This is a genomic window from Pseudofrankia asymbiotica (assembly GCF_001983105.1).
GTDB lineage: Bacteria > Actinomycetota > Actinomycetes > Frankiales > Frankiaceae > Pseudofrankia > Pseudofrankia asymbiotica.
The window spans coordinates 1-25,355 of the sequence record NZ_MOMC01000026.1 but is presented as its reverse complement, the minus strand read 5'-3'; the positions used below and the strand labels follow the sequence as shown (position 1 = coordinate 25,355).

General features: G+C 73.1%; 18 protein-coding genes and 1 pseudogene. 11 read left to right on the top strand and 8 right to left on the bottom strand.

Annotated elements, in window-relative coordinates; genetic code table 11:
* Positions 1 to 107 precede the first annotated feature (107 nt).
* Entirely contained in the window at positions 108 to 2,111 is a 2,004-nt protein-coding gene (gene dxs / locus BL253_RS14180; protein WP_076817144.1) for a 1-deoxy-D-xylulose-5-phosphate synthase, read from the top strand.
* A 235-nt stretch (positions 2,112 to 2,346) separates the two neighbouring features.
* On the top strand, positions 2,347 to 3,525 hold the full coding sequence (locus BL253_RS14175) for a lysylphosphatidylglycerol synthase transmembrane domain-containing protein (protein WP_081438305.1): 1,179 nt from the start codon (positions 2,347 to 2,349) through the stop codon (positions 3,523 to 3,525).
* 101 nt (positions 3,526 to 3,626) lie between these two features.
* Here the strand turns inward: BL253_RS14175 and BL253_RS14170 are convergent, their stop codons facing one another.
* Complete coding sequence (locus tag BL253_RS14170) at positions 3,627 to 5,549, bottom strand: phosphatidylglycerol lysyltransferase domain-containing protein (RefSeq protein WP_338013714.1); 1,923 nt, start codon at positions 5,547 to 5,549, stop codon at positions 3,627 to 3,629.
* Positions 5,550 to 6,016: 467 nt separating this feature from the next.
* Positions 6,017 to 6,268 carry a DUF6158 family protein gene (locus tag BL253_RS14165; protein ID WP_076817121.1) on the bottom strand — a complete coding sequence of 84 codons (252 nt, stop codon included), beginning with the start codon at positions 6,266 to 6,268 and terminating at the stop codon, positions 6,017 to 6,019.
* Between the two features lie 578 nt (positions 6,269 to 6,846).
* Here BL253_RS14165 and BL253_RS14155 point away from each other — a divergent pair.
* Positions 6,847 to 7,419 carry a hemerythrin domain-containing protein gene (locus BL253_RS14155; RefSeq protein ID WP_076817118.1) on the top strand — a complete coding sequence of 191 codons (573 nt, stop codon included), beginning with the start codon at positions 6,847 to 6,849 and terminating at the stop codon, positions 7,417 to 7,419.
* A 155-nt stretch (positions 7,420 to 7,574) separates the two neighbouring features.
* On the opposite strand, the gene BL253_RS14150 is transcribed toward BL253_RS14155, so the two are convergent.
* A complete protein-coding gene (locus BL253_RS14150; protein ID WP_241834782.1) occupies positions 7,575 to 8,597 on the bottom strand; it encodes a CE1 family esterase in 1,023 nt (340 codons plus the stop codon).
* Positions 8,598 to 8,648: 51 nt separating this feature from the next.
* On the opposite strand from BL253_RS14150, the gene BL253_RS14145 reads away from it, so the two are divergent.
* On the top strand, positions 8,649 to 9,107 hold the full coding sequence (locus tag BL253_RS14145; protein ID WP_076817116.1) for a MarR family winged helix-turn-helix transcriptional regulator: 459 nt from the start codon (positions 8,649 to 8,651) through the stop codon (positions 9,105 to 9,107).
* A gap of 497 nt (positions 9,108 to 9,604) precedes the next feature.
* A complete protein-coding gene (locus tag BL253_RS14140) occupies positions 9,605 to 10,858 on the top strand; it encodes an ABC transporter substrate-binding protein (protein ID WP_076817114.1) in 1,254 nt (417 codons plus the stop codon).
* 131 nt (positions 10,859 to 10,989) lie between these two features.
* Here BL253_RS14140 and BL253_RS14135 read toward each other — a convergent pair whose 3' ends face one another.
* The 5 genes from BL253_RS14135 to BL253_RS14115 form a co-directional block, all read right to left on the bottom strand.
* Positions 10,990 to 13,218, bottom strand: coding sequence for a 3-hydroxyacyl-CoA dehydrogenase NAD-binding domain-containing protein (locus tag BL253_RS14135; RefSeq protein WP_076817112.1), 2,229 nt, complete (start codon positions 13,216 to 13,218; stop codon positions 10,990 to 10,992).
* Positions 13,219 to 13,244: 26 nt separating this feature from the next.
* Complete coding sequence (locus BL253_RS14130; RefSeq protein ID WP_076817110.1) at positions 13,245 to 14,447, bottom strand: thiolase family protein; 1,203 nt, start codon at positions 14,445 to 14,447, stop codon at positions 13,245 to 13,247.
* 243 nt (positions 14,448 to 14,690) lie between these two features.
* Positions 14,691 to 16,028 (bottom strand): HRDC domain-containing protein, encoded by a 1,338-nt coding sequence (locus tag BL253_RS14125; RefSeq protein ID WP_096335999.1) that lies wholly within the window; start codon positions 16,026 to 16,028, stop codon positions 14,691 to 14,693.
* 278 nt (positions 16,029 to 16,306) lie between these two features.
* Positions 16,307 to 16,993: a DUF3000 domain-containing protein gene (locus BL253_RS14120; protein ID WP_081438301.1), complete on the bottom strand. Its 687-nt coding sequence runs from the start codon at positions 16,991 to 16,993 to the stop codon at positions 16,307 to 16,309.
* A 161-nt stretch (positions 16,994 to 17,154) separates the two neighbouring features.
* Positions 17,155 to 17,562, bottom strand: coding sequence for a hypothetical protein (locus tag BL253_RS14115; protein WP_076817106.1), 408 nt, complete (start codon positions 17,560 to 17,562; stop codon positions 17,155 to 17,157).
* A 447-nt stretch (positions 17,563 to 18,009) separates the two neighbouring features.
* Here BL253_RS14115 and hemE point away from each other — a divergent pair, with 447 nt between their 5' ends.
* The 6 genes and pseudogenes from hemE to BL253_RS14085 all read left to right on the top strand — a co-directional run.
* The gene (gene hemE, locus BL253_RS14110) at positions 18,010 to 19,086 is read left to right on the top strand and encodes a uroporphyrinogen decarboxylase (protein ID WP_076817104.1); all 1,077 of its coding nucleotides are present in this window, start codon (positions 18,010 to 18,012) and stop codon (positions 19,084 to 19,086) included.
* 132 nt (positions 19,087 to 19,218) lie between these two features.
* Positions 19,219 to 20,673: a protoporphyrinogen oxidase gene (gene hemG / locus BL253_RS14105; protein WP_076817102.1), complete on the top strand. Its 1,455-nt coding sequence runs from the start codon at positions 19,219 to 19,221 to the stop codon at positions 20,671 to 20,673.
* 4 nt (positions 20,674 to 20,677) lie between these two features.
* Positions 20,678 to 21,463, top strand: coding sequence for a hydrogen peroxide-dependent heme synthase (gene hemQ, locus BL253_RS14100; RefSeq protein ID WP_076817100.1), 786 nt, complete (start codon positions 20,678 to 20,680; stop codon positions 21,461 to 21,463).
* 1,583 nt (positions 21,464 to 23,046) lie between these two features.
* Positions 23,047 to 24,507 (top strand): sugar transferase, encoded by a 1,461-nt coding sequence (locus BL253_RS14095; protein ID WP_076817098.1) that lies wholly within the window; start codon positions 23,047 to 23,049, stop codon positions 24,505 to 24,507.
* 84 nt (positions 24,508 to 24,591) lie between these two features.
* The gene (locus tag BL253_RS14090) at positions 24,592 to 25,032 is read left to right on the top strand and encodes a Fur family transcriptional regulator (protein WP_096335997.1); all 441 of its coding nucleotides are present in this window, start codon (positions 24,592 to 24,594) and stop codon (positions 25,030 to 25,032) included.
* 25 nt (positions 25,033 to 25,057) lie between these two features.
* A pseudogene (locus BL253_RS14085) lies at positions 25,058 to 25,355 on the top strand (catalase/peroxidase HPI); the annotation flags it as partial.

Here is a 25,355-nt window from a genome sequence, read left to right as displayed (position 1 = left end):
GTGGTGATCTCACATGTCGGGTGCCGGTCCCTTGGCCGACATCCGGCCAGGCTAGGCTTTCCCGGACCCCGGGACCGATACCCCAGTCGGGGGAGGGAGTGCACGCCGTGCCGCTGCTGTCGACGATCAACAGCCCACAGGACGTCAAACGACTCAGCCTCGAGGAGCTGCCCGTCCTGGCCGCGGAGATCCGCGATTTCCTGATCCACGCGGTCGCGCGTACTGGTGGCCACCTCGGTCCGAACCTGGGCGCGGTCGAGCTGACGATGGCAATTCATCGGGTATTCGACTCGCCCTTTGACCGAGTCCTCTTTGACACCGGTCATCAGGCTTATGTGCACAAGCTGCTCACTGGCCGTGCCGACGGTTTCGAGAAGCTGCGCCAGCGTGGCGGGATGTCCGGCTACCCCAGCCAGGCCGAGTCCGACCACGACATCATCGAGAACTCGCACGCCTCCACCGCGCTCTCCTACGCCGATGGCCTGTCGCGGGCCTACGCCCTGCGCGGCGAGGACCGCCACGTCGTCGCCGTCGTCGGCGACGGCGCGCTCACCGGCGGCATGTGCTGGGAGGCGATCAACAACATCGCCGCCGGCGACCGCAAGGTCGTCATCGTCGTGAACGACAACGGCCGCTCCTACGCGCCGACGATCGGCGGCCTCGCCGACCACCTCGCCGCGCTGCGCCTGGCCCCCGAGTACGAGCAGGTGCTCGACGTCGTCAAGCAGGTCCTCGGCCGCACCCCGCTGGTCGGCGCCCCGCTGTTCGACGCGCTGCACGGCATCAAGCGGGGCATCAAGGACGTCGTCCAGCCGCAGGGCATGTTCGAGGACCTCGGCCTGAAGTACGTCGGCCCGGTCGACGGCCACGACTCCGCCGCCATGGAGCAGGCGCTGCRCCGCGCCAAGGACTACAACCGCCCGGTGATCGTGCACGCCGTCACCCGCAAGGGCTTCGGCTACAAGCCGGCCGAGCAGGACGACGCGGACCACTTCCACGGCCCGCCGGCCTTCGACCCGGCGACCGGCAAGCCGACCGCGAAGAAGGGCCAGTCCTGGACGAGCGTCTTCTCCGACGAGATCGTCCAGATCGGTTCCGAGCGACCGGACGTGGTCACGATGACCGCGGCGATGCTGCAGCCCGTCGGCCTGCACGCCTTCTCCAAGGCCTTCCCTGACCGGGTCTTCGACGTCGRCATCGCCGAGCAGCACGCCACCACGTCGGCCGCCGGCCTCGCGATGGGTGGTCTCAAGCCGGTCGTCTGCCTCTACGCGACCTTCCTCAACCGGGCGTTCGACCAGGTCCTCATGGACGTCGCGCTGCACCGCCAGGCGGTGACGTTCGTGCTCGACCGCGCGGGTGTGACCGGCGAGGACGGCGCGTCGCACAACGGCATGTGGGACATGTCGCTCATGCAGATCGTGCCGGACCTGGAGATCGCCGCCCCGCGGGACGAGACGACGCTGCGCACCCTGCTGCGCGAGGCGGTCGCCGAGACCGAGAAGCCGAACGTCATCCGCTTCCCGAAGGGGAGCGTCTGGGCCGACGTGCCGGCGATCGACACCGTCGGCGGCGTGGACGTGCTGTTCCGCGAGCCGGCGGTGGCGCGCCACCGCGAGGTGCTGCTGGTGTCGGTCGGCGCGATGGCGCCCACCTGCATGGACGTCGCCCGCCGGGTGGCGAGCCAGGGCATCGGGATCACCGTCGTCGACCCGCGCTGGGTCAAGCCGGTGCCGGCCGAGATCGTCGAGCTCGCCCGTGACCACGACCTGGTCGTCACCGTCGAGGACAACGGCCGCGTCGGCGGCGTCGGCTCGGCCATCGCGCAGGCCCTGCGCGACGCCGACGTCGACATTCCGCTGCGCGACTTCGGCATCGCCCAGCGGTTCCTCGACCAGGGCAAGCGCGACGAGGTCCTCGCCGAGGTCGGCCTCGCGCCGCAGGACCTCGCCCGCAAGGTCGTCGAGGCGATCGCCCGCCGCCAGCCGGCACTCGCCGGCGAGCCGGGCTCGCCGACCGAGACGGCCCCGGCCGTCGAGCCGGTGGTGCCGGAGCAGGCGGCCGCGAAGGCGGCCAAGGCCTCGCCGCGGCAGCGCCGCTCGGCCGAGTAGCTCGGCTACCGGCCGGATACCCGGCCTACCGCTCACCGCACTCCGACCGCCGGCCAGGTACCCGCCTGGCCGGCGGTTTCGGCTACCGGGCCGCGATCAGGACGGTCGATGCGGCGCGGGTCGGCCGATGATCCGGCGCGATGTATGCCGATCGGTGCGGACGGGGCATCGCGGCGCGTCATCGGCGCGCCCCTAGTCTGGACGGGTGCATGCTGACACCGCGCCGAACCAGGCGATGACCGGGCGGCACCGCCCGGGCCGTACCCCGGCCGCCAGCCGGGGCGCGGCCCCGGAGACGGCGGCGGCGTCCGACTCCTCGTCGGCATCGGGCCCGGTCGGCCCGGTCGGTCCGGTCCGTCCACCGGACGCCGCGTCCGCCGCGTCCGACGTGTCGGGCGACCAGGGCGCGCCGACAAGGCCAGGACGCAGGGGTGGGCCGCGGGCCTGGCTGGTGCGCGTGGCGCTGCTCGTGGCCGCGGGGCTGCTCGTGGTGGTCCTGGTCGACCGATGGCACGAGGTCAGCGCCTCGATCCGCGAGCTGAGTGTCGTCGGCGTGGTCGGTTCGGGAGTGGCGACGGTGGTCGCCGTCGGGCTGACGGTGCTGTCATGGCGGGCGGTGCTGGCCGGGCTGGGCGCGCGGCTGCCGCTGCGGGCGGCGACGCGGATCTTCTTCGTCGGCCAGGTCGGCAAGTACATTCCGGGCAGCGTCTGGCCGGTGCTCGCGCAGATGGAGCTGTCGCGCGACTACGGGGTGGCCCGGCCGCGCTCGGCGGCGGCCAGCCTGATCGTGCTGGCACTAGCCGTGCCGTGCGGCGGCCTCGCCGCCGCGGTGACGCTGCCGTTCGTGTCCCAGGACGCGCTCACCAGCTACTGGTGGGCGTTCGCCGCCGCGGCGGCGTTCATGCTGCTGCTCTGGCCGTCGGTGCTGCGCCGACTACTGGCGCTGGCCTTCCGTCTGCTGCGCCGCCCGGCGATGACCGAGCCGATCCCCGGACGCGCGGTGCTCGCCGGCGCCGGCTGGCTGCTGGTCAGCTTCGGCTGCTACGGCGCGGCGACCTTCCTGCTCGCGCGCGACCTCGGCGCGAGTATCGACGGGCCGCGGCTGCTCGTGCTCGCCGTCGGTGGCTACGCGCTGGCCTGGACCGCCGGTTTCCTCGTGTTGATCGTGCCCGCTGGCGGCGGGGTGCGTGAGGCGGTCCTGGTCCTGGTCCTCTCACCGGCGCTCGCCAGAGACCCCGCGCTGGTGCTCGCGCTGGTGTCGCGGCTGCTGGCGACCGTCGCCGACCTCGTCTGGGCCGGCGTCGGCGTGGCCCTCCGCCCCCGCACCGCCCCCCAGCCACCCCCCGACGGTTCCCCCCCGTCCCCATCCCCGGCCGCCGCCCCGCCGCCCCCCAGCATCCCCGCCCGCCACTGACAACCCCCGATTCCCGAACCGTGGTCGATGGCCCTGCCTATGGGGTTGCTGATCCGCCACGCTCTTCCACCATGGCTTCGGGGTGCGGCGGATGGCCGCGTCTATGGGGTTGCTGATCCGCCACGGTTCGCCGTCTGGACGGTGGGGCGGGAGCGGTGCCAGGGCCTGGGGAGGTAGGCCTCGGCCTCCATCATGGCGACGGCGACCCTGGGCAGGTCACGGCTGGTGGGGAAGCAGATGTAGCGCGGCTGCCAGGCCGGCTGGAACCGGGCGTTGAACCGGTAGAGGCTCTCGATCTGGAACCACCGCGACAGGAACACCAGCAGCCACCGGCCGCTCCTGGCCGCCGGGCCCGCGCCGAGCCGGCCGCCGAGCTCGAGGGCCTGGCGGAAGGCGGCGAAGTTGAGCGAGATCCGGCGCACGCCCAGCTCCCGGGCGGCACGGATGGTCGCCACGATGAGGTACTCGGTCAGCCCGTTGTCGGCCCGCGGGTCGCGCAGCATCATGTCGAGGGACAGGCCGTCGCTGCCCCAGGGAACGAAGTGCAGCAGCCCGCGCACCGCGCCGCCGGCTGGGGCGGCACTCCCGTCGGCCTCCGGGCCTCGGCCGGCCTCGGGCGGGCTGACGGCTGTCACGATGACACAGCCGGCGGCGCACGCGGCGACGGCGGCCTTGTCGTCACCGTCGCCGCCGCGACCGGCGCCGGCGGATCCGACCTGGCCGCCGGCATCCGCGGTGTTCCCGGCATCCTTGGTGTTCCCGGCATCCTTGGCGTTCGCGGCATCCGTGGCGTTCGCGGCGGACTCGGCGAACCGGCCGAGCGCCATCGAGAAGCCGCGCTCCCGCTCCGAGCCGCGCCAGGCGCGCGTCAGCCGCCTCAGCTCGGCGAGCTCCGCCGCCGGTAGGTCACGCGCCCGCGCGGCCTTCGCCTCGTAGCCGGCGCGCTCGACCCGGGCGACCGCCTGGCGGACCCCGCGCATCGCCCGGCCGTCCAGGCTGAAGTCGTCGACGTGGAGCACGGCCTCGTCTCCCAGCTCCAGCGCGGTCAGGCCCGCTCTCGTCCAGGCCGTGCCGCCGGGCGCCGAGCAGCCGATCACCGCCGGGACCCAGGCGTGCCGGCCGGCGACCCGCAGGAACTCGGTGATGGCGCCCGGCCATGCCTCCCGGTCGCCGAGCGGGTCACCGCTGGCGAGCATCACCCCGCCGACGACCCGGTAGGCGATCGCGGACTTCCCCGAGGGCGACCAGATCACCGCCTTGTCCCGGCGCAGCGCGAACCAGCCGAGCGAGTCGTCGCCGCCATGGCGGGCGAGCAGGTCCAGGAGCCGGGCCTCGTCGTCCGCGTCGTGGCGCGGGTGCGGCCGCGGCGGGCGCAGCGCCATCCAGGTCGGCAGTGCCACCGTCAGCAGGCCCATCGCGGCGAGCGTCCTCGCGACCATCCGGTCGATCCGGCCCGACGCGAAACCGACCGGTCCGTGAATCCCGATCATGCCGCCCAGCACGTGCTCGATCTGCTCGGACAGCGGGTACTCGCCGATCGACCTCGACCAGCCCAGGCGCAGCATGAGCAGGCCGCTGCCCACCGACAGGCCGAACAGCGCGGCGAAGGCGCCGACGGCCCGCCAGCGGCTCGACGGGTCCGGCTCGGCGTGGAAGTCCCGGTGGCGGTAGAGCAGCCAGCCGGTGACCGCGGCCGACCCGGCGGCGTCGTCGTAGTCGAGGCCCTTGAGCAGGTGCAGCACCGTGCTCACGGCGGCGAGCGCGAGCACGAGCTGCCAGGCACGCCGTTTGCGGCGCGCGAGCCCGTGCGCGAGCAGGACCAGCAGGACGCCGACGAGGACCGTCAGCGTCCGCGCGTGCTCCGGGATGCCCGTCGGCAGGATGGCGCGCAGCTCGGCCACCCTGCGATGTCCGGGCGGTGTGACCGCCGACAGGATGTCGATCAGGCCGAGCCCGTACGCGAGGAGCGCGGCCGCCCTCGGCGCGGCACCTCGCCGCCAGCCCGCCGGCGTCCCCGTGGGCATCCGGCCGCGATCGGCCGGGTTCCCGCCTCGGCCCTGACGCCGGCTCGCCCTGAGCCGTCCGGCGCCGGCGGGCACGCCAGTCGATCGCGGCCCCACTGCGGCGGCGTCAGCGGCGGCGCCGTGGGCGGGGGGTGCGGACGCGTTCACCGGCGCGGGGCCCGTCGACGATGGCCGGGAGACGGCATGTGCCCGTCTCGACGTTGCCCGGTTGGTCATGGGCCCATTCTGGCGTGATCCGACGATGTCCCGAACCGGCACCCGGTCGCTCGTGGCACGTGTTCAGGCGCAGGGCGAGGTCGCCGGTGCTGAGGACAGCTGGAGGACGTGCGTGGCCCGGCAGGAAGGAGCTCCTTCCTGCCGGGCCAGGCGCCGGTGCTGTCGTGGTCGCGGGAGACGCTGTCGGTGGTTGTCGCCGGCTCCGCGCCGGCGGGGCTGGCGGCGTGCGCGCCGCGCGGACGTTCGTCGCGTCAGCGGCCGGCCGCGAGCCGGCGCGCGCCCGCGCGCGTCCGGGCGGGGTCGGGAGCCGACTCGGCCGGGAACCGGGTGAGGTACTCGGCCTCCAGCTCGAGCATCCGCCGGGTGTGGTTCTCGAGCGCGTCCTCGCTGCCGCCGACCACGGTGTCGTGGCGGGTGGCGTGCAGCCGGTCGAGCTCGCGGCGTAGGTCATCGTCGCCGAGCTGGGTCGCGGGGACTCCGGTGGTGTGCGGGGTAGTGGTCATGGCGGCCAGGTACCCGGATCACCTCGATCTATCCCGCGCATCCGATGATCTCTCGACTGCCGGATGAATCCTGTTAATCATGGCGAGCCTCGTGTTAGTCGCGGCTCCGTGGGAATCGGGGGGAAACCGAACGAACCGAACGGAGTGGGCGATGGGCGTGCTGGACAGTCTCCTGACCGGACTCGACGACAAGACCCGGACGCGGACCCTCGACACGATTGCGCAGAGCATCGCCACCGATCGTGAGCGTGCGCCTGAGGCGTCGCACCGCCGTCACGTCGACACCGGCACCCGCACCCGCCGGTCCACTRGTCCCCGCGCCCGCCGCCACCAGCGTGTGCCCTCGGGAGACGTCTCATCCTGAACGCCCGTCGGCTCGGCCGCTGATCCGGGGCCGGAAGCCGTCGCGTCCACCCGAGTGTTCGGCGGGCAATGYGGATCCGGATGCCGCCGGCAAGGTCGACCGATGGCGGACCAATCGGACGGAATGGATTTTCCGCTCCGTGATTGGGAGCGGAGATCGTGGGAAGGGCGAACGCTGCACCCGAACCGAACGTCATCACAAACGAGGAGGGATCATGGCGATGAGTGAGGCCGACGTAGAGCGTGCCCGCGCGGCGCAGCTGCCTGAGGACGATGTGGTGGGAGTTCTGCTCGACCAGCACGCTCGTATTCGTGACCTGTTCGCCGAGGTGCGCACGGGGGCGGGCGAGGACAGGCGGCAGGCGTTCGACGAGCTGCGTGCGCTGCTCGCGGTCCACGAGACCGCCGAGGAGATGGTCGTGCGGCCCGTGACGAAGAAGGTCGACAAGTCCGTCGCCGCGGCCCGCAACGACGAGGAGGACAAGGCCAGCCGAGTGCTGCGGGAACTGGAGAAGATGGACCTGCACAGCGCCGAGTTCGATTCGAGGCTGACCGATCTGGAGCGGGCTGTGTCCGCCCACGCGGAGCACGAGGAGAGCGAGGAGTTCCCGCGTGTGCGGGCGGCCCGCGACGAGCACCAGCTTGAGGGCATGGGCCGCAAGCTGCGCACCGCGGAGAAGGTCGCGCCGACGCATCCGCATCCGTCGACCGCGGGTTCCCCCGCCGCGCAGTGGACAGTTGGACCGGTCGCGTCGGCCGTCGACCGCGCGCGCGACGCCATGAGATAACCACCCGCCGACGGCGTCGTCGACGAGATGCGGTGGGGCTGGTCGGCCAGGAGAACCTGGCCGACCAGCCCCACCGCTTTCTGCGTGGTGGTCCTGCCGCTGGCGGTCGGGACGGCCGGCCAGAGCGGGGCTGGGGATATCCGCCCCGGCGCCGTTCACCCGCCAGGCGTGCCGGCCGGCGACCGGGGATGGGACGCGAAGAATTCCGAGATGGTGCGGGTGGCGTCGAGGGCGGTCGAAGGGGTGCCGGCGCCGAGGACCTCCGCGCGGGGGTTGGGCTGTCCGCCGGGCCACTGGTGTCCCGCCCCGGCGATGGTGATGAGCTCGACGGCGCGGCCGGCCGGGCACTGGGCGGTCGAGGTCGTCACGTCACCAGTGGAGCTGGTCTGAGGCGCCGGGCAGTCGTCGGTCGTTCGCCAGGCGGCGGCGACGTCGGGCACCGGCGGTCCGTCGATCGGCGCCGAGCCAGGGCTGTAGGACCGGCCCGGGGCACCGTCGTATCGGATGATCGGGTCGGCGCTGCCGTGGATGTGCAGCACCGAGGCCGGCGCGGCGCCGGAGCACTCGACCAGCATCGTGGTCGAGTCCACGCCGACAGCCGCGAACAGGTCGGTCTCGCACGCCATCCGGTAGGCCATCGCGCCGCCGTTGGAGACACCGGAGATGAAGATCCGATCGGGGTCGAGGGTGGTCTCCCGGCCCAGTGTCGTGACCATCTCGGTGAGGAAGGCGACATCGTCGACGCCGGTGCGCGACGCCGGGCCGCAGCACCCGCCACCGGCGTTCCAGGAACGGTCGGTGCCGTCGGGGAAGGCCACGATGAAATCGCCGCGGTCGGCCGCGGCGTCCCAGTGGTAGGCGTTCTCCGCCTGAGTTCCGTCGCCATAGCCGCCGTGCAGCATGACGACGAGCGGTGCCGAGCCGGTGAGGCCGGTCGGGCGGTAGAGGTGCACCATCCGGGACTCGCCTGAGACGTCGATCGTCTGGGTGGATCTGCCGGTGGGAATGGCGGCGACCGTCGGTGTCGCCGTGACGCCAGGCGGCGCGACCGTGGCCGGCCCGGGCGAGCCGGCGGTGGCATCTCCCGGGGTGCAGCCCACGAGGCTGGCCATGATCGCGGCGGCCAGGGTGGTCAGCGCCGACGTCCGTCGTGACCGAAGACGACCAATCATGCTCATGTCGCGATGATAGGCAAGAGCCTTGCCTATTTTCAATGGCAGGATGACGGCGTGACAGACACGGTCCGGCCGGCCGGCGCGCAGACAACGCCGGCGCTGGTGCAGGCGCTCGCCCTGTCCCAGGGCGCGAGGGTGACGGCTGCCTTCGCCGAGGCCGGGCTGACCGGGCTGCGTCCCGGCCACGCGCGGCTGCTGGTCCCCCTGCTCGCGGGCGGCCGACGGGTGTCGGAGCTGGCCGACCAGCTCGGCGTCACCCGGCAGGCCGTCGCGCAGGTCGTCACCACCCTGGAGAAGGGCGGCTACATCACCCGGTCGGCTGATCCACTCGACGGCCGAGCGCGGGTCGTACTGCTGACTCCGCGCGGACGGGCCGCGCTGCGCGCGATGCGCCGTACCGCTCTGGCGGTCGAACAGGAATGGGCGGCCCGCCTGGGTGCCGACCGGCTGCGTGAGCTACACGCGATCCTTGTCGCCCTGCTCGTCGGCGAAGTGYCCGACGAGGCGCGCTGAGATCCTGGCGCCTTCGGCGCCCGTTCGCCTGACAGTGATTGGTCTTGCCTGCCGGTAGAACGCGTGCTAAACACTTCGAGCATCGCTGGGCAATCGTTCAAGGCCGCGCTGGTCGCGGCCGTCTGGTTGTGCCATCTATTTGGGGATCGTCTATTCATTCGACGCCGCCGCCTCGCTGAGGGATCTGGCCGAGGGGCCTCGCCGTCCTCCGCCGCGGCGGGAAGATGCACAGCTCTGTGGTCGGTTAATCGCTGCGGGGAGTCATTCGATGGACCCCGGGAAACAGTGTGCGAGACCATAAGTGAATTGCCGTGCACCCGGCGCCGCGCGCCCGCTGGGCTGGGATTTCCTGGTCCGGCTCATCGCTTTCGATCCGGAGGCTTCACCGCCACTTCGCCTCTCGGGCTTCTGCGCGGCCCGCCAGCCGCGCGACAGCGTTTCACGCTGTTGGCAGGGACCGTGAGGAACATCCGCACCACGACTGGAGACGGCGCACCATGAACCTGCCTCGATTACACGCGCGGACGGTCACCGTGGCCCTCGCCGTCGTGCTCGTCAGCGCGCCCGCCCTGCTCTCCGGCTGTAGCGCGTCGCGCGCGCCCGGCTCCTGCCCCGCGGTCCCCGGCGTGACGCCGGACTCCATCAAGATCGGCCTTGCGCTTTCCGACAGCGGCCCCGCCGCCATCGTGGACGCCTTCAAGGGGGTGCGCGGCGCGGTCGACGCCCGGGTGGACCTRCAGAACGCCCACGGTGGCGTCGGGGGCCGCAGGATCGATCTCGTCTGGCGGGACGACCAGGCCTCCGCCACGGGATTCTCGACGGCGGTGCACGGCCTCGTCGGCCACGAGCAGATCTTCGGCCTTATCGCGCTGACGGTCGCCTTCGGCGGCTCGGCCGCGTGGCTGCAGGCCAAGAACATCCCGGTCACCGGGTTCGCCTCCAGCGCCGACTGGAGCGACTACCCGAATGCCTTCCACTTCGGAAGCCTGTTCAACAAGGGAACCGTCTCGACGTTCGGCGAGTACATCAAGGCTCAGGGCGGCACCAAGGCCGTGGTCGTCGTCGACCCGAGCGCGGAGACGTCCCCGACCCTCGTCACGGCGCTCTCGGCCAGCCTGCGAAGCCGCGGGATCCAGGTAATCGACCAGGTCGACTTCACCCATGAGATCAGCAGCGTGTCGCGCGTCGCCGATGAGCTGAAGCAGTCCGGCGCCGACGCGCTGGTCGGCTCCGCGCAGGCCGGCGACTTCATCGACATCTACGCCCGGGCGAAGGATCTCGGAGCGGGGATCAAGGTCGCGCTGAACGCCGCCGGCTACAGCTCCTCCCTGCTCGAGACGTTCGGCCCCAAGATGGCGGGGATGACGACCATCTCGACCTTCGCCGCGCCGGGCTCGCCGGCGATGGTCGCGTACGACAACGCGATGAGCACCTACTCCCCGGAGATGGCCGACCCGAGCGACGAGATCGCGATCGCGTCGTACGTCGCGACCGACGAGATGATCCACGGCCTCGAGCTGGCGGGACCCTGCCCGACCCGCGACGCGTTCATCCAGAAGCTCCGCGCGGTGACGGACTTCACCGGCAGCGGCCTGATGCCCCCTGTCGACCTGTCGAAGCCCAAGGAACCGGTCGTCTGCGAGAGCTTCATCAAGGCCGACCAGGCGGGCCGCGGGTTCACCACAGTGCCGCCGCCGGCGGAGCTTGACCACGACGGCTACTGGTGCGGCGAGCTGGTCTCGGGCGGGTAGCTCCGTCCCGCGAGGACGGGACCCACCCGCGAGTCACACCTTTCCGCACCGCCACGAGCCACCAGCGGAGACCGCCGCGGGGTCCCCAACCACCCTGGAGACCCCGCGGCGGCCGGACGGCGAGTGCCCCGTCAGCGGACGGTGGCGACGCCGGGCGGGGTGAACCGGGCGCCGGTGATCTTCTCGCTGACGCCGACGCGGTCGAGGTACGGGGTGATGCCGCCGAGGTGGAAGGGCCAGCCGGCGCCGAGGATCATGCAGAGATCGATGTCGGCGGCCTCCGCGACCACGCCCTCGTCGAGGAGCAGGCGGATCTCCTGGGCCAGGGCCGAGAGCGCCGAGGCGCGGACCTCGTCGCCGCTGGGCGCGAGCCCCGAGCCGGCCGCCGCGCCGTCGCCCGCGACCGGGCCCCTGGCGAGTGCCGCGGCCTCGTCGTCTATGACCTGGGTGCCGTCCGGGCCGGTCGTGTAGACGCTGGCCTTGCCGGCGGCGACGACCCGGCCCAGGCCCGCGGGGGAGTGGAACCGGTCGGGGAACGCCTCGTGCAGCGTCTGGGCGACGTGCAGCGCCACCGGCGGGCCGACCAGCGCGAGCAGCGTCAGCGGCGACATCGGCAGGCCCAGCGGGTCGAGCGCCGCGTCCGCCTCGGCGACCGGGGTGCCGGCTTCGATCGCGCCGAGCACCTCGCCCAGGAAGCGGGTGAGCAGCCGGTTGACGACGAACGCCGGCGCGTCCTTCACGAGGACGGCGTTCTTGCCAAGCTTCCTGGCCACCGCGAGCGTCGTGGCGACGGCCGCGTCGTCCGTCCTGGCTGCCCGCACGACCTCGACGAGCGGCAGCACCGCGACCGGGTTGAAGAAGTGCAGGCCGGCGACCCGCTCGGGGTGCGCGAGGCCCGCGGCCATGTCGGTCACGGACAGCGCGGAGGTGTTGGTCAGCAGCAGCGCGTCGGGGCGCACGACCGCCTCCAGCTCGCCGAGCACCGCCTGCTTGACCTTCAGGTCCTCGAAGACCGCCTCGATGACGAGGTCGGCGTCGGCGAACGCGTCCTTGGTCAGCGAGCCGGTGACCAGAGCCTTGAGCCGGTTGGCCTTGTCGTGGGAGACCCGGCCGCGCAGCAGCAGGTTGTCGACCTCGCGGTGGACGTAGCCGACACCCTTGTCCAGCCGGGCCTGGTCGAGGTCGGTGAGCACGACCGGCACCTCGAGGCGCTGGGCGAACAGCAGCGCGAGCTGGCTGGCCATCAGCCCGGCGCCCACGACGCCGACCTTCGCCACCGGCCGGGCGAGCTTCGGGTCCGGCCCGCCGGCTGGCTTTCGGGCACGCTTCTGGGTGAGGTCGAACGCGTAGAGGCTCGCGGCGAGCTCGTCGGAGACCGACAGGTCGGCGAGCGCCGTCGTCTCGGCGGCGTAGCCGGCGTCGCGGTCGGCCGCCTCGGCCAGGGCCAGCAGGTCCAGCGCGCGGTAGGCGGCGGGCGCCGCGCCGTGCAGCTTCGCGTCGGCGAGCGCCCGGCCGCGGGCGAGCGCGTCCGCCCAGGCCTGGCCGCGTTCGACGGCCGGGCGGGCGGCGGCCGGGTCCGTCTCGCCGCGCAGTACCCGGCCGACCCAGCCGAGCGCCTCCTCCAGGAAGTCCGCCGGCTCCAGGAGGACGTCCGCCAGGCCGAGCCTCGCCGCCTGTGGGCCCTTGAGGGTGCGGTTGGTGTTCAGCGGGTTCTCGACCGCGAGGGTGACGGCCTTGTCCGCGCCGACGAGGTTCGGCAGCAGCTGGGTGCCGCCCCAGCCCGGCACCAGGCCGAGGAAGACCTCCGGCAGCGCGAGTACGGGGATGCCGGCGGAGAACGCCCGGTAGTCGCAGTGCAGCGCCAGCTCCAGGCCACCGCCCATCGCCGCGCCGTTGACGAGCGCGAACGTCGGCACCTTCCGCCCGCCGAGCTTTCCCTCGCCGACGCGGCGCAGCGCCGCGTGGCCCAGCTCGCCGAGCTTCTCGATCGCCGGCCGGATCGCGTCCGGATCGGGCTGTGTCTCTTCAGGCCGCCGGGGGCGCGAAGGAGAAGCATCCTCGCGCCCTCTTTGGCCTAGTGAGGACCGGAACGACAGGTCCGCCCCGACGCAGAAGATGAACGGCTTGCCGGTGACGGCGACCGCGGCGACCGGCGGAGTGTGCGCCTCGATCTCGTCCACCGCGGCCAGCAGCTCGCGCAGCCCGGCGGGGCCGAAGGTGTTCGGCCGGGTGTGGTCGTGCCCGTTGTCCAGCGTGATCAGGGCGACCGGGCCGTCGACCCCGGGAAGCTGGGCGTAACGGACGTAGGCGTGCGTGACGACCTCGTCCGGGAAGTCCAGCGCTACGTCAGGGCTGCTCATCACGGGGCTCCTGTCTGATTCGGTCGTCAGGCGGAGAAGTGGGGGTTTTCCCAGATCGTGGTGGCGCCCATGCCGAAGCCGACGCACATCGCGGTCAGGCCGTAGCGGACCTCGGGGTGCTCCTCGAACTCGCGGGCGAGCTGCGTCATCAGCCGCACGCCGGAGCTCGCCAGCGGGTGGCCGAGCGCGATCGCGCCGCCGTAGGGGTTGACCCGCGGGTCGTCGTCGGCGAGACCGAAGTGGTCGAGGAACGCGAGCACCTGGACCGCGAACGCCTCGTTCAGCTCGAACAGGCCGATGTCGTCGATCGTCAGGCCGGTGCGGGCGAGGGCCTTCTCGGTCGACGGGATCGGGCCGACGCCCATCACCTCGGGCGCCACCCCGACGAACCCGAACCCGACGAGGGACATCTTCTTGGACAGGCCCAGCTCGTCGGCGACCTCGCTCGCCGCCAGGATGCAGCCGGTGGCCCCGTCGTTGATGCCGGCCGAGTTGCCGGCCGTCACCTTGCCGTGCGGGCGGAACGGGGTCTTCAGCTGCGCCAGGCCTTCGACGGTCGTGCCCGGCCGCGGCGGCTCGTCGGCCGTCACGTACTCCCAGCCGGTCTCGGCGTGCCGCGCGGCGACCGGGACGAGGTCCGGCTGGATCTTGCCGTCCGCGTAGGCCTTCGCGACCTTCTCCTGCGACGCGGCGGCGTAGGCGTCGACGCGCGCCTTGGTGATGTCCGGGTAGCGGTCGTGCACGTTCTCGGCGGTCATGCCCATGACCAGGGCGGACGGGTCGACCAGCTTCTCGGAGACGAAGCGCGGGTTCGGGTCGACGCCCTCGCCCATCGGGTGGCGGCCCATGTGCTCGACGCCGCCGGCGATCGCCACGTCGTAGGCGCCGATGCCGATCGCCGACGCGGTGGTGGTGACGGCCGTGACGGCACCCGCGCACATCCGGTCGATCGCGTAGCCGGGCACCGACTCGGGCAGCCCGGACAGGATCCCGGCGACCCGGCCGATCGTGAGCCCCTGGTCGCCGATCTGGGTCGTCGCGGCGATCGCCACATCGTCGACCCGCTCCGGCGGCAGGGACGGGTTGCGCCGCATCAGGTCCCGGATGACCCGGACGACCAGGTCGTCGGCGCGGGTCTCGGCGTAGACCCCCTTGGCCTTGCCGAACGGGGTCCGTACCCCGTCGACGAACACGACGTCGCGGACTGCACCGCGGGATGCCTTGAACACGTGGGTCCTCCCCGGCGAGGAACGGCTCGGCTGGGCCGTGCGACCGGCGTCACCCGGCGGCACGCAGCCAGCCTACGACAGAGTTACCGATGAGTAGGTAACGCCCGCCAGGTGCCGTCCATGCCCACTGCGCCGGGTCCGCCCGCCCTCGCCCACCCCGCCCTCGCCCACCCCGCCCTCGCCCCGCCCGCGGCCAGGAGTCCTAAGCGTTGGTCAGCTCGCGGGGGACGGCCGCCCAGGAGGCTAGGAGACGGCCTCGGTGCCGCCGAGGGGACTGGCGCTCGCGGGGGCGGCGGACCGCCCGGCCCGGCGCGGCGGGCCGGGCTCGGCCGCGGGGATCTCAGCCGGCTCGGCGGGCTCCGCGAGGGCGTCAGCGATCGCGGCGGCGGTCAGGTCCACCTGCCAGGCGCGGGCGCCGCCGGCGCGCAGCGCGCCAGCCACGGTCGCGGCGGAGAGCTCCCCGGGCGGCGACCAGGCGACCCGCCTGGTCAGCGCCGGTTCGATCAGGTTCTCCACCGGCATGTTCTGCTTGCCGGCGACCTTGTTCAGGCTGGCGCGGACCCGGGCGAGCCGGGCGGCGGCGATCGGGTCGCGTTCGGCCCACCGGTTGGGCGGCGGCAGCCCGTCGCCGCCGGTGGACGCGGTCGCGGGCGGGAGATCCGCGTCCGCCAGCGCCGCGGCCTGGGTGAGCGCCGTCATCCAGACGCCGGCGCTGCGCCGCAGCCGCGGCCCGGAGAACACCGGCAGCTTGATCAGCTCGGTGGCGTCCGCCGGCGCGGACAGCACCGCGTCGATGATCGCGCTGTCCGGCAGTACCCGGCCGGGCGCGATGTCGCGGGCACGCGCGATCTTGTCCCGGGCGCTCCACATCGAGCGGACCGCCGCCAGCTGCCGGCGGCTGCGGGCACGGTGGATGCCGCTGGTGCGCCGCCAGGGCTCGGCCCTCGGCTCGCGCGGCGGGGCGGCGACAATCGCCGCGAACTCCTGCAGGGCGAAGTCCAGCTTGCCCGTCTCGGTGAGCTCGGCCGTGAGTTCGTCGCGCAGCTCGACGAGCAGCTCGACGTCGAGCGCCGCGTAGCGCAGCCATGGCTCGGGCAGCGGCCGGGTCGACCAGTCGGCCGCGGAGTGTCCCTTCTCCAGGCCGAACCCGAGTACCCGCTCGACCATCATCCCGAGGCCGACCCGTTCGTAGCCCAGCAGCCGGCCGGCGAGCTCGGTGTCGAACAGCCGCGTCGGGCGCAGCCCCAGCTCGGCCAGGCAGGGCAGGTCCTGGCTGGCCGCGTGCAGCACCCACTCGCACTCGCCGACCTCCTCCTGGATCACGCTCAGGTCGGGCAGCGTGACCGGGTCGATGAGCACCGTGCCAGAGCCGCGCCGGCGGATCTGGACCAGGTAGGCGCGCTGGCTGTAGCGATAGCCGGAGGCTCGCTCGGCGTCGAAGGCCACCGGACCCTCACCGGCCGCGAGCCGCTCGGCGACCGCGGCGAGTGCCCTCGCGTCGCAGGTGACGGGGGGCACGCCCTCGACCGGTTCCAGCAGCGGGGTGACGGCGGGCGACGCCGGCTCTGCCGCGTCGATCACGTCTGGTGTGCCACCCCCGCTGAGCTGCCGTGTTGAGTTCGGAACCGTCGACGTCACGATCGGCGATGGTACGTGTGAATCCCGCTGTTGGCAGGCCGGTCGACGGATCAAACGTACCGTTTATACGCTTCGTAACGAGGCTACCGGCACCAGTGACCGTCGTACCGCCATATGTATGCGGCTCGCCCACGGAGTGCACTCAGCGCCCGCCATCGGACGCTGAGTGCCTTCCCCGCGCTGTTCGTGGTTGATGCCGTATGGCGGCGGCTGACGGCGGCTTAGAAGTGGCGTCCCGGGAGCGGGACGACGCCGGCGATCCGCGGCGGCAGACCGGCCATCGCGGCCAGGAGATCGGCGAACGCGTGCAGGTGGGCGGCGGTCTCCTCCGCCGACCAGGGCGTCCCACCTTCCCCGCCCGGACGGGACGGGCTGGCTGTCTCCGCCCAGTTGGGCGACCAGGAGCAGCGCACCTCGACGTCGAAGCTGTCGCCGTCGGGTGCGAGCACCCCGAAACGGCGCGACGTCGTCGTGGTGACAGTGCCGCCGAGAGCGCGCGCGCCGGCGCCGTGGGCGGCCATCGCCTCGACCAACCAGGACCACGCGACCTCGGGCAGCATCGGGTCGGCCGCGACCTCGGGCTCGACGGCGGCGCGGGCGTAGCAGACCAGCCGGGCAGTGCCCTCCCAGGCGTTGTGCCCCGCCGGGTCGAACAGGAGGACGAGCCTGCCGGCCGCGAGGTCGTCGTCGTCACCGGCGAGGCTGGCCGCGAGCGCGAGCGCGTACGGGGCGACCCGGCTCGGCGGCGGCGCCTCCCGGACGGCCAGCTCGGGGCGCAGCGTGCCGAGCGCGTCCCGCAACGCGGTCGCCGCGGCGATGAACAGGCCCGGTCCGGCGAGGGCCGGCGCGGCCACCGCCGTCGCAGCCGCTCGCGCGGCCCCGGCGTCGGGGGACAACGGGGCGCCCATGGCGGCCACGTTAGGGCGTGGGCGCAGATCCCGCTGCCCGGATGCCGGAGCGTGCTGCTTCGACCCCGATGGGTGTGCCCGGTGGGGGATCGCGCGATGTGGGCCGACGGCGGCGGGAACGAGGCCGGGGGCGGCTGGCTCCGGCGCCGCGCTGTACAGGCTCACGCTCGTGACCGCGGGGCGCGCCCGGCGCTGGCCAGAGAACGCGCCGGCGACCCGCCACGGGACGAGGCGTCCGGCTCGCGGCCGGGCGCCGCCTGGCGGACCAGCCGCGGCCACCACGCCTCGTCGTCCGGCCCCGCGCCGAGCTGGGTCAGGGGCGCGACCAGGATCGCGGTACCGCAGTGCACGCAGGCCAGCTCAGGACAGTCCGAGCCGTGCCCGTCGAGGCATTCCGGCCGTTCGAACCGCCGCTCGCCGGCGCACTCGGGGCAGTGGTGGTACTCGGCGGCCGGCTCGCGGCCGTCGGCGACGGTGGCCGCTGCCCGCCGGTCTCCCGGCGCGAGGCGCTCGGGGTTCGCGCGCCGGGCGGGATGATCAGATTGATCGGGCTCGCGTCCAGGGAGCATGACCGCACCTCCTGTGGCCGGCTGGTTCTACTGGTCGGCATGGTCGTGAGCGCTGGAGGCCCGCCCGCGCGGCCCRCCGCCTTCCAGGCCTTTCGGACGGCTCAGACGGTGCCACGGCCGTGACTGATCTCCACGCATTCCCCCCGGCGTGTCGTGGCCAGACCATCTACGCACCGCCCGCGACACATGTGGCGACCGTCCAGGTTCCAGCCGTTGGGCACCCGATGTGCATTCTTTGGCATTGTTCCGGGCGCGGCTGGCGCGGCTGGCGCGGCTGGCGCGGCCGGGCGTGACCGGGGACAACTCGTCGAGATCAATACGGTTAGGCGTCGGAGGGAGTATTTTCTACTGGACGTAGAAGAGCTGGAGCCGCCACCTGAGAGGGCGGGCGGGTCCTTGGCTACGCGGGTTCGGGCACCCTCGGCCGGCGCGTGTCACGATCGGAGTATGGCTGTGGGAACTCCGTCCGATTTGGCCGCGTCTGTCTGGCCCCGGCGGGCCGGGCTGGCGCAGCGCGCGCCCCTGCTGCGCGCCGCCAGGGGAGAGCCGACCGACGTCACACCGGTCTGGTTCATGCGCCAGGCTGGCCGGGCGCTGCCCGAGTACCGGGCGCTGCGCGCCGGGGTGCCGATGCTGGACTCCTGCCAGGACGCCGCGCTGATCACCGAGATCACGCTGCAGCCGGTCCGCCGGTTCGGGACGGACGCGGCGATCTTCTTCTCGGACATCGTCGTGCCGCTGGTCGCGATCGGTGTGGGCGTCGACATCGTGGCCGGGACCGGGCCGGTGGTGGCCGAGCCGGTCCGCGACGCCGCCGGCCTCGCGCCGTTGCGTCCGCTGACGCCCGACGACGTCCCCTACATCCACGACGCGATCCGGCTGCTGCTCGCCGAGCTCGGCGACACCCCGCTGATCGGCTTCGCCGGGGCGCCGTTCACGCTGGCCAGCTACCTCGTCGAGGGCGGCCCGAGCAAGACGCACGCGAAGACCAAGCAGCTGATGTACAGCGACCCCGCGCTGTGGCACGCCCTGCTGGACCGCCTCGCCGAGATCACCATCGGCTTCCTGCGGGTCCAGGTCGACGCGGGCATCGACGCGCTGCAGCTGTTCGACTCCTGGGCCGGCGCGCTCGACGAGGCCGACTACCGCCGCTACGTCGCCCCGCACAGCGCCAAGGTGCTGGCCGCCTTCGAGGGCTCGGGCGTGCCGCGGATCCACTTCGGCGTCAACACCGGCGAGCTGCTCACCGCGATGGGCGAGGCGGGCGCGGACGTCGTCGGCGTCGACTGGCGGGTCGGCCTCGACGAGGCGGCCCGCCGGGTCGGCCCGGGCCGTGCCGTGCAGGGCAACCTGGACCCGACCGCGGTGTTCGCCCCACCGGACGTGCTCGCCGAGAAGGTGCGCGACGTGCTGCTGCGCGGGTCCAAGGCCGAAGGGCACATCTTCAACCTCGGCCACGGCGTGCTGCCCGAGACCGACCCGGGCGTGCTCGCCCACGTCGTCGACCTCGTCCATGGCGGCTAGGAGTCCGTCGGCCCCGCCCGCGGCGGCCGGCGACCCGGCCGCCGCGAGCGCCGCCGGCCGGAGAGTGCGCGACAGCGACGAGGCACCGCGCCCCCGCGGGCTCGTCCCAGGTCGTAGAGGGAGCGTTCCAGCGTGCGAGTGGTGATTGTCGGCGGGGGCATCGCGGGGCTCGCCGCGGCGCACGCGCTGGCCGGCCGGGCCGAGGTGACCGTGCTGGAGGCCGGCGGCCGGGTGGGCGGCAAGCTGCGCACCACCCCGCTCGAGGGGCTCGACGTCGAGGAGGGCGCCGAGTCGTTCCTGGCCAGGGTCCCGGAGGGGCTGCGGCTGGCCCGCCAGGTCGGCCTCGGCCACGACATCGTCCACCCCGACACCACCTCGGCGTCGCTGTGGATCAACGGCCGGCTGCGGCCGATCCCGCCGAACACGCTGCTCGGGGTGCCGACGGACGCGCTGGGGCTGATGCGCTCCCGGGTGCTGTCCCCGTGGGGGCTGGCGCGCGCCGCCGCCGACCTCGTGCTGCCGCGCGCGAAGATGCCGGACGACCCGACCGTCGGCGACTACGTCGGCGCCCGGCTCGGCCGCCAGATCGTCGACCGGCTGGTCGACCCGCTGCTCGGCGGCGTCTACGCCGGTCGGGCCGACGCGTTGTCGCTGCGCGCCACCGTCCCGCAGCTCGTGCCGATCCTGGCCGAGGACCGCTCACTGCTGCTCGGCGCCCACCGGGTGCGGGCCCGCACGGCGCCGGCCGCCGCGACGGCGCCCTCGCCGGTGTTCGCCTCGGTGCGCGGCGGACTCGGCGCCTTCGCGGCCCGGGTCGCCGAGGCCAGCGGCGCGACGGTGCTCACGGGGGTGCTCGCGCGCCGGCTCACCCAGCTGGAGGACGGCTGGCGGGTCGACTTCGACGAGTCCGGGCCGGCCGCCGACGCCAGCCCGGACGCCGTGACGGTCGGGCCGCGCGGGCGAGGCTCGCTGGACGCCGACGCGGTGATCCTCGCGGTCCCGGCCGGGGCGGCGCGCGAGCTGCTGGACCCGGTCGCGCCGCGGGCCGCCGCGCCGCTGGCCGGCGTGCCGTACGCCTCGATCGGGCTGGTCACGCTCGTCTACCGCGACGTCGACCTGCCGGCGGGCAGCGGCTTCCTGGTGGGCGCCCGGGAAGGCGCCACGATCAAGGCCGCGACGTACCTGACGTCGAAGTGGCCGCACGTGTCCGGGGGCGGCCCGCTGCGGGTGGTCCGCGCGAGCGTTGGGCGGGCGGGTGCTGACCAGGACCTGCGCCGCTCCGACGTCGAGCTCGCCGGCGTCGTGGCCGCGGAGATCGCGCACGCCACGGGCCTGCCCGCGCGCCCGGTCGCGAGCCGGGTCAGCCGGTGGGGCGGGGCGCTGCCGYAGTACCTGCCGGGCCATCTGGAGCGCGTCGTGATGGTGCGCCGGGCGCTCCCACCGGGGTTGGCGATCGCCGGCGCCGGTTATGACGGGGTTGGCATTCCCGCCTGCATCCGCTCCGGTGAGGCGGCGGCGGTGGCGGTGCTGCGGTCCGAGACGGATGCGGTCGGCGCGGTAAGCCGGTCCGCGAGCGAGGAAGAATAGGCGTATGTCGTCCACCCAGCCTTTGTCCACGTCACAGCCGGAGACCTCGTCCGAGCCGGAGACCTCGTCCCCGCGGCAGGAGTCGGGCGCTCAGCACGGTGAGACGGCGAAGTCCGCCCGCGACCTGAACGCGGAGATGCTCTACACCAGCTGGTCGGTGTTCGCCGCCAGGCGGCCGCTGCCGGCGGACCGGCCCGCCGTCGCCGCCGAGGTGGACGCGCTGCTCGACGGCGCGCTCGCCAAGGACGTCTACACCCGCGGCATCTACGAGATCTCCGGCTACCGCGCCGACGCCGACATCATGATCTGGTGGACGTGCCCCGACCCGGACGTGCTGCAGGAGGCCTACCAGCGGTTCCGCCAGACGACGCTGGGCGCGCACCTCGACCCGGTGTGGTCGGCCGTCGGCCTGCACCGGCCGGCCGAGTTCAACCGCAGCCACATCCCGGCCTACGTCCGGCGTGAGGACCCGCGCGACTACGTCTGCGTCTACCCGTTCAACCGCTCGCTGGAGTGGTACCTGCTGCCCGACTACGAGCGGCGCGGAATGCTCGCCGAGCACGGGATCATGGGCCGGGAGTACGAGGACGTGCGCGCCAACACCGTCTCCGCCTTCGGCCTCGGCGACTACGAGTGGCTGCTCGCCTTCGAGGCGGACCAGCTGCACCGCATCGTCGACTGCATCCGCCACCTGCGCTCCAGCGCCGCCCGCCGCCACACCCGGCTCGAGACGCCCTTCTACACCGGCGCCCGCAAGCCCATCGCGGACATCGTCGCCGCCCTGCCGTAACACTGGTTCGCTCCGTGGTCAGAGCCGGAGTCGGGCCGAGGTAAAAGTCGGACATGGCCGGGCGGGAAGGTTGTTGCTGGTTCGCTCCGTGCGGGCGGCGCGCTCCGGCCCCTTACTCGCTTCGCTCCCAAGGGACCTCCGCGCGCCGTCCTCCTGCGCTCACGGGCGCTCCGGCGACCTCGCTGCGGCCCGGCCCACGTCGCTTCGCTTGTGGGCCGGGCCTCCGCGAGGCGCGCCTCCGCGCCCAGCACGGTCACCTGACGCTGTGGCGTTGCTAGGCCGAAGCTGCGCCGGGCGTGGGGGCACTTCGCTTCGCTCGTGGGCGGGGTTTGCGCTCGATGAGGTCGGAGGCGCTGAGGCGCGGAACGACTTCGGCCCGGGACCGTCGCACGTGGTGGTCCCGGGCCGAAGGTGTGACTTCGAGCTCAGGATGATCTAAAAACGATCAAGCGTGATGTACCCGTGCGGCGCGGAGGCCCTCCTACGAGCGAAGCGAAGTGCCGACTATGCGAGTGCCGCGGCTTCGTTCTGGTTACGTCACAGCGGCAGGCGACCGTGCTGGGCGCGGAGGCGTACCTCGCGGAGGCCCGACCATGGAGCGAAGCGAACATGGTCGGGCCGCAGCGAGGTCGCCGCAGCGCCCGTGAGCGGAGGAGGACACGGCGCGGAGGTCCCTTGGGAGCGAAGCGAGTAAGGGGCCGTAGCGCCGTGCCCGGACGGAGCGAACCATCAACAGAGTGGGGTCGACGTCCGCCTGGGCGCCCCCACCCGCCGACGGACGCCGACCGCTCTCACCCTGGCCGTCGTCGCGGCCGGGGGGCTTCGCCCCGGGGCGTCGCCCCGGGTTTCGCGGACAGTAACACCTCGATGTCGTCGTGTAACTCATTGTCGAGGTGAGCGTCGGGTGGCGGCCGGGCGATGGCCTCGCCGCTCGCGAATGGCGGCGGGTCCCCGGTCGGCCGCGTCTGGCCAATAGTGCATTTCGTCATAAAAGTGATGTCGTCGCGCGCGGCTGGTGCGCGTTCGCGCATTGATGACTGTCATCGATCGGAAAGTGCGTTCTGCCACGTGGGGGCGCTGGTCAGGCAATCGTCCGGGACGGGTAAGTTTGCCCGCGTGACCACGATCTGATGGTCTCTTACACCCGCGCCGCCGCCAGTCGCCACGGTGGGACGGGGAACGCGGCTCGCCGCGGCGCGCGCCAAAGGGGGAGCGCTCCAGCATGGGTGTGTCCGCGCGGTGAGGCGTGGGGGGAGCCCGGTGGAGTCGCTCACCGCGGAGGAGAAGGTGCTGACGCTGCATGGGTGCGCCGCGCGCCGAGGCGCGGGGGGCGCTCGATGACGGCGACCTTTCCGAGCGGCCGAGGCCCGGCCGCCGCGCCGGACGGGGTTCCGCGTACCCGCGTGCCCCGGGCCGATGGGCAGACCGCCGGCGGACCGGCTCCTGGCGGACGAGCGGCCGGCGGCCCACCGGGTGGCGCGTCCGTCGGCGAGGGAGGCCTCCGGGCGCCGGCTGGCCGGCGGGAGGCCAGTCCACCGCCGCGGACGGCGCCGCCCAGTCGTGCCCCGCGGCGCGGCCAGACCATGCCGCCGGGCGGATACCGGGCCTACCTGTACTGGGAGCGCCGCTATGTCCGGGTGCTGATCGCCTTCGACGCCGCGGCCTGTGTGGTCGCGGCCGGCGTGGCGTACATCATTCGGTTCGGTGGCTTCCTGCACTTCGACTCGCCGGCCGCGTCACCACGGTGGTACCTGCTCGCGACGGTGCTGCTGCCGCTGGTCTGGATCGTCTCGATGTCGTTGAACCGGGCCTACGAGCCGCGGTTCCTCGGCGGCGGCTCGGAGGAGTTCCGACGGGTCGTCAACGCCGCCGTCCGGGTCGTCGCGACCGTCGCGACCGTGTCCTACGCGACCAAGGCGGAGATCGCCCGCGCCTACGTGCTGGTCGTCTTCCCGGTCGCGATCATGCTGACCGTGGCCGGCCGGATCGGCGGGCGCGGCCTCCTGCACCGGATGCGCCGGCAGGGCCGCTGCATGCACCGGGTCCTCGTCGTCGGCGCGGGCGAGTCGGCGGCGACGCTGGTCCGGCTCGCGCAGCGTGACCCGACAGCCGGGTGGTCGGTCGTCGGCGTCGTACTGGACCGCGCGCCCGGCCGGCACAGCAGCGACCGTCCGGAGCGCAGCGGCTTCGACCTGCTAGGCGTGCCGATCGTCGGCACCTCCGATTCGCTGCACACCTCGATCAGGGCGACCCGGGCCACCACGGTCGCGATCTCCCCGCAGGTGGACGGCGAGACCCTGCAGCGGATGCTGTGGAACCTGGAGGGCTCGGACGTCGAGGTGCTCGTCTCGTCGGCACTGACCGACGTCGTCGGCCCGAGGATCTCGATCCGGCCGGTGGCCGGGCTGCCGCTGCTGCACATCGAGGAACCGGAGCTGACCGGCTCGCGCCGGGTCATGAAGTTGCTCTTCGACCGGGTGGTGGCGCTGGCCATCGTCCTGTTCTTCTCCCCGCTGCTGCTCGGGCTCGCGCTCGCGGTCCGGCTCACCAGCCGTGGCCCGGCGATCTTCAAGCAGGTCCGGGTCGGCCGGAGCGGTCGAGAGTTCACGATGTACAAGTTCCGCTCGATGTACGTCGACGCCGAGGCGCGGCTGAAGGAGCTGCGGACGAGCAACGAGGGTCAGGGCCTGCTGTTCAAGATGCGCGACGACCCGCGGGTGACCGGGGTCGGGAAGTTCCTGCGCAAGTGGTCGCTCGACGAGCTGCCGCAGCTGTTCAACGTCCTGAACGGCACGATGTCGCTGGTCGGCCCGCGCCCGCCGCTGCCGCGGGAGGTCGCCGAGTACGAGGGCGACGTGCACCGCCGGCTGATGGTCAAGCCGGGCCTGACCGGCCTGTGGCAGATCAGCGGCCGCTCCGACCTCGCCTGGGACGAGTCGGTCCGCCTCGACCTGCGCTACGTCGAGAACTGGACGCTGGCCATGGACTTCGTGATCCTCTGGCGCACCGTCTTCGCCGTTCTGCGCCGCGAGGGCGCCTACTAGCCGTTCGCCAGCGGCGCCGGCAACACTGGAACAGGTTCCAGTGTTTTCTTGACAGGTTCAAGAAAACGGGGGAGAGTGGCGGCCATGGCCGCCGCCCTGGACTTCCAGCAGATGCTGCGAGGGGCCGGTCTGCGTGTGACCCGTCCTCGGATGGCCGTGCTGGGCGCAGTGTTCGCCCACGCACACGCCGACACGGACTCGATCATCGGCGTCGTTCGCCGGGAGCTCCCCGAGGTGTCGCACCAGGCCGTGTACGACTCGCTGCACGCGCTGACGGCCGCGCGGCTGGTCCGGCGCATCCAGCCGGCCGGCTCCGTGGCCCGCTACGAGTCGAGAGTCGGGGACAACCACCATCACGTCGTGTGCCGGTCATGCGGCGACATCGCCGACGTCGACTGCGCCGTCGGTGAGGCGCCGTGCCTGACCGCGTCCGACGACCGTGGCTACTCGATCGACGAGGCCGAGGTCAACTACTGGGGCCTGTGCCCGGCCTGCTCGGCCGGGCCCGTGCCCGATCGTGCCTGACCCATCTAGGCTCGGGAGGAATCCCATGTCCGAGACCCGCGACACCGCGCCCAACGTCAACGAAGCGAACAGCGTGGGGTGCCCGGTCGCGCACCCGCGTGCCCCGCACCCGACACAGGGTGGCGGCAACCGTGGCTGGTGGCCGAACCAGCTCAACCTGCACCTTCTCGCCAAGAACCCCGCCGTGGCCAATCCCCTCGGCGAGCGGTTCGACTATGCCGCGGCGTTCACCTCCCTCGACCTCGCCGCCGTGAAGAGCGACATCGCCGAGGTGCTGACGACCTCGCAGGACTGGTGGCCGGCCGACTTCGGCCACTACGGCC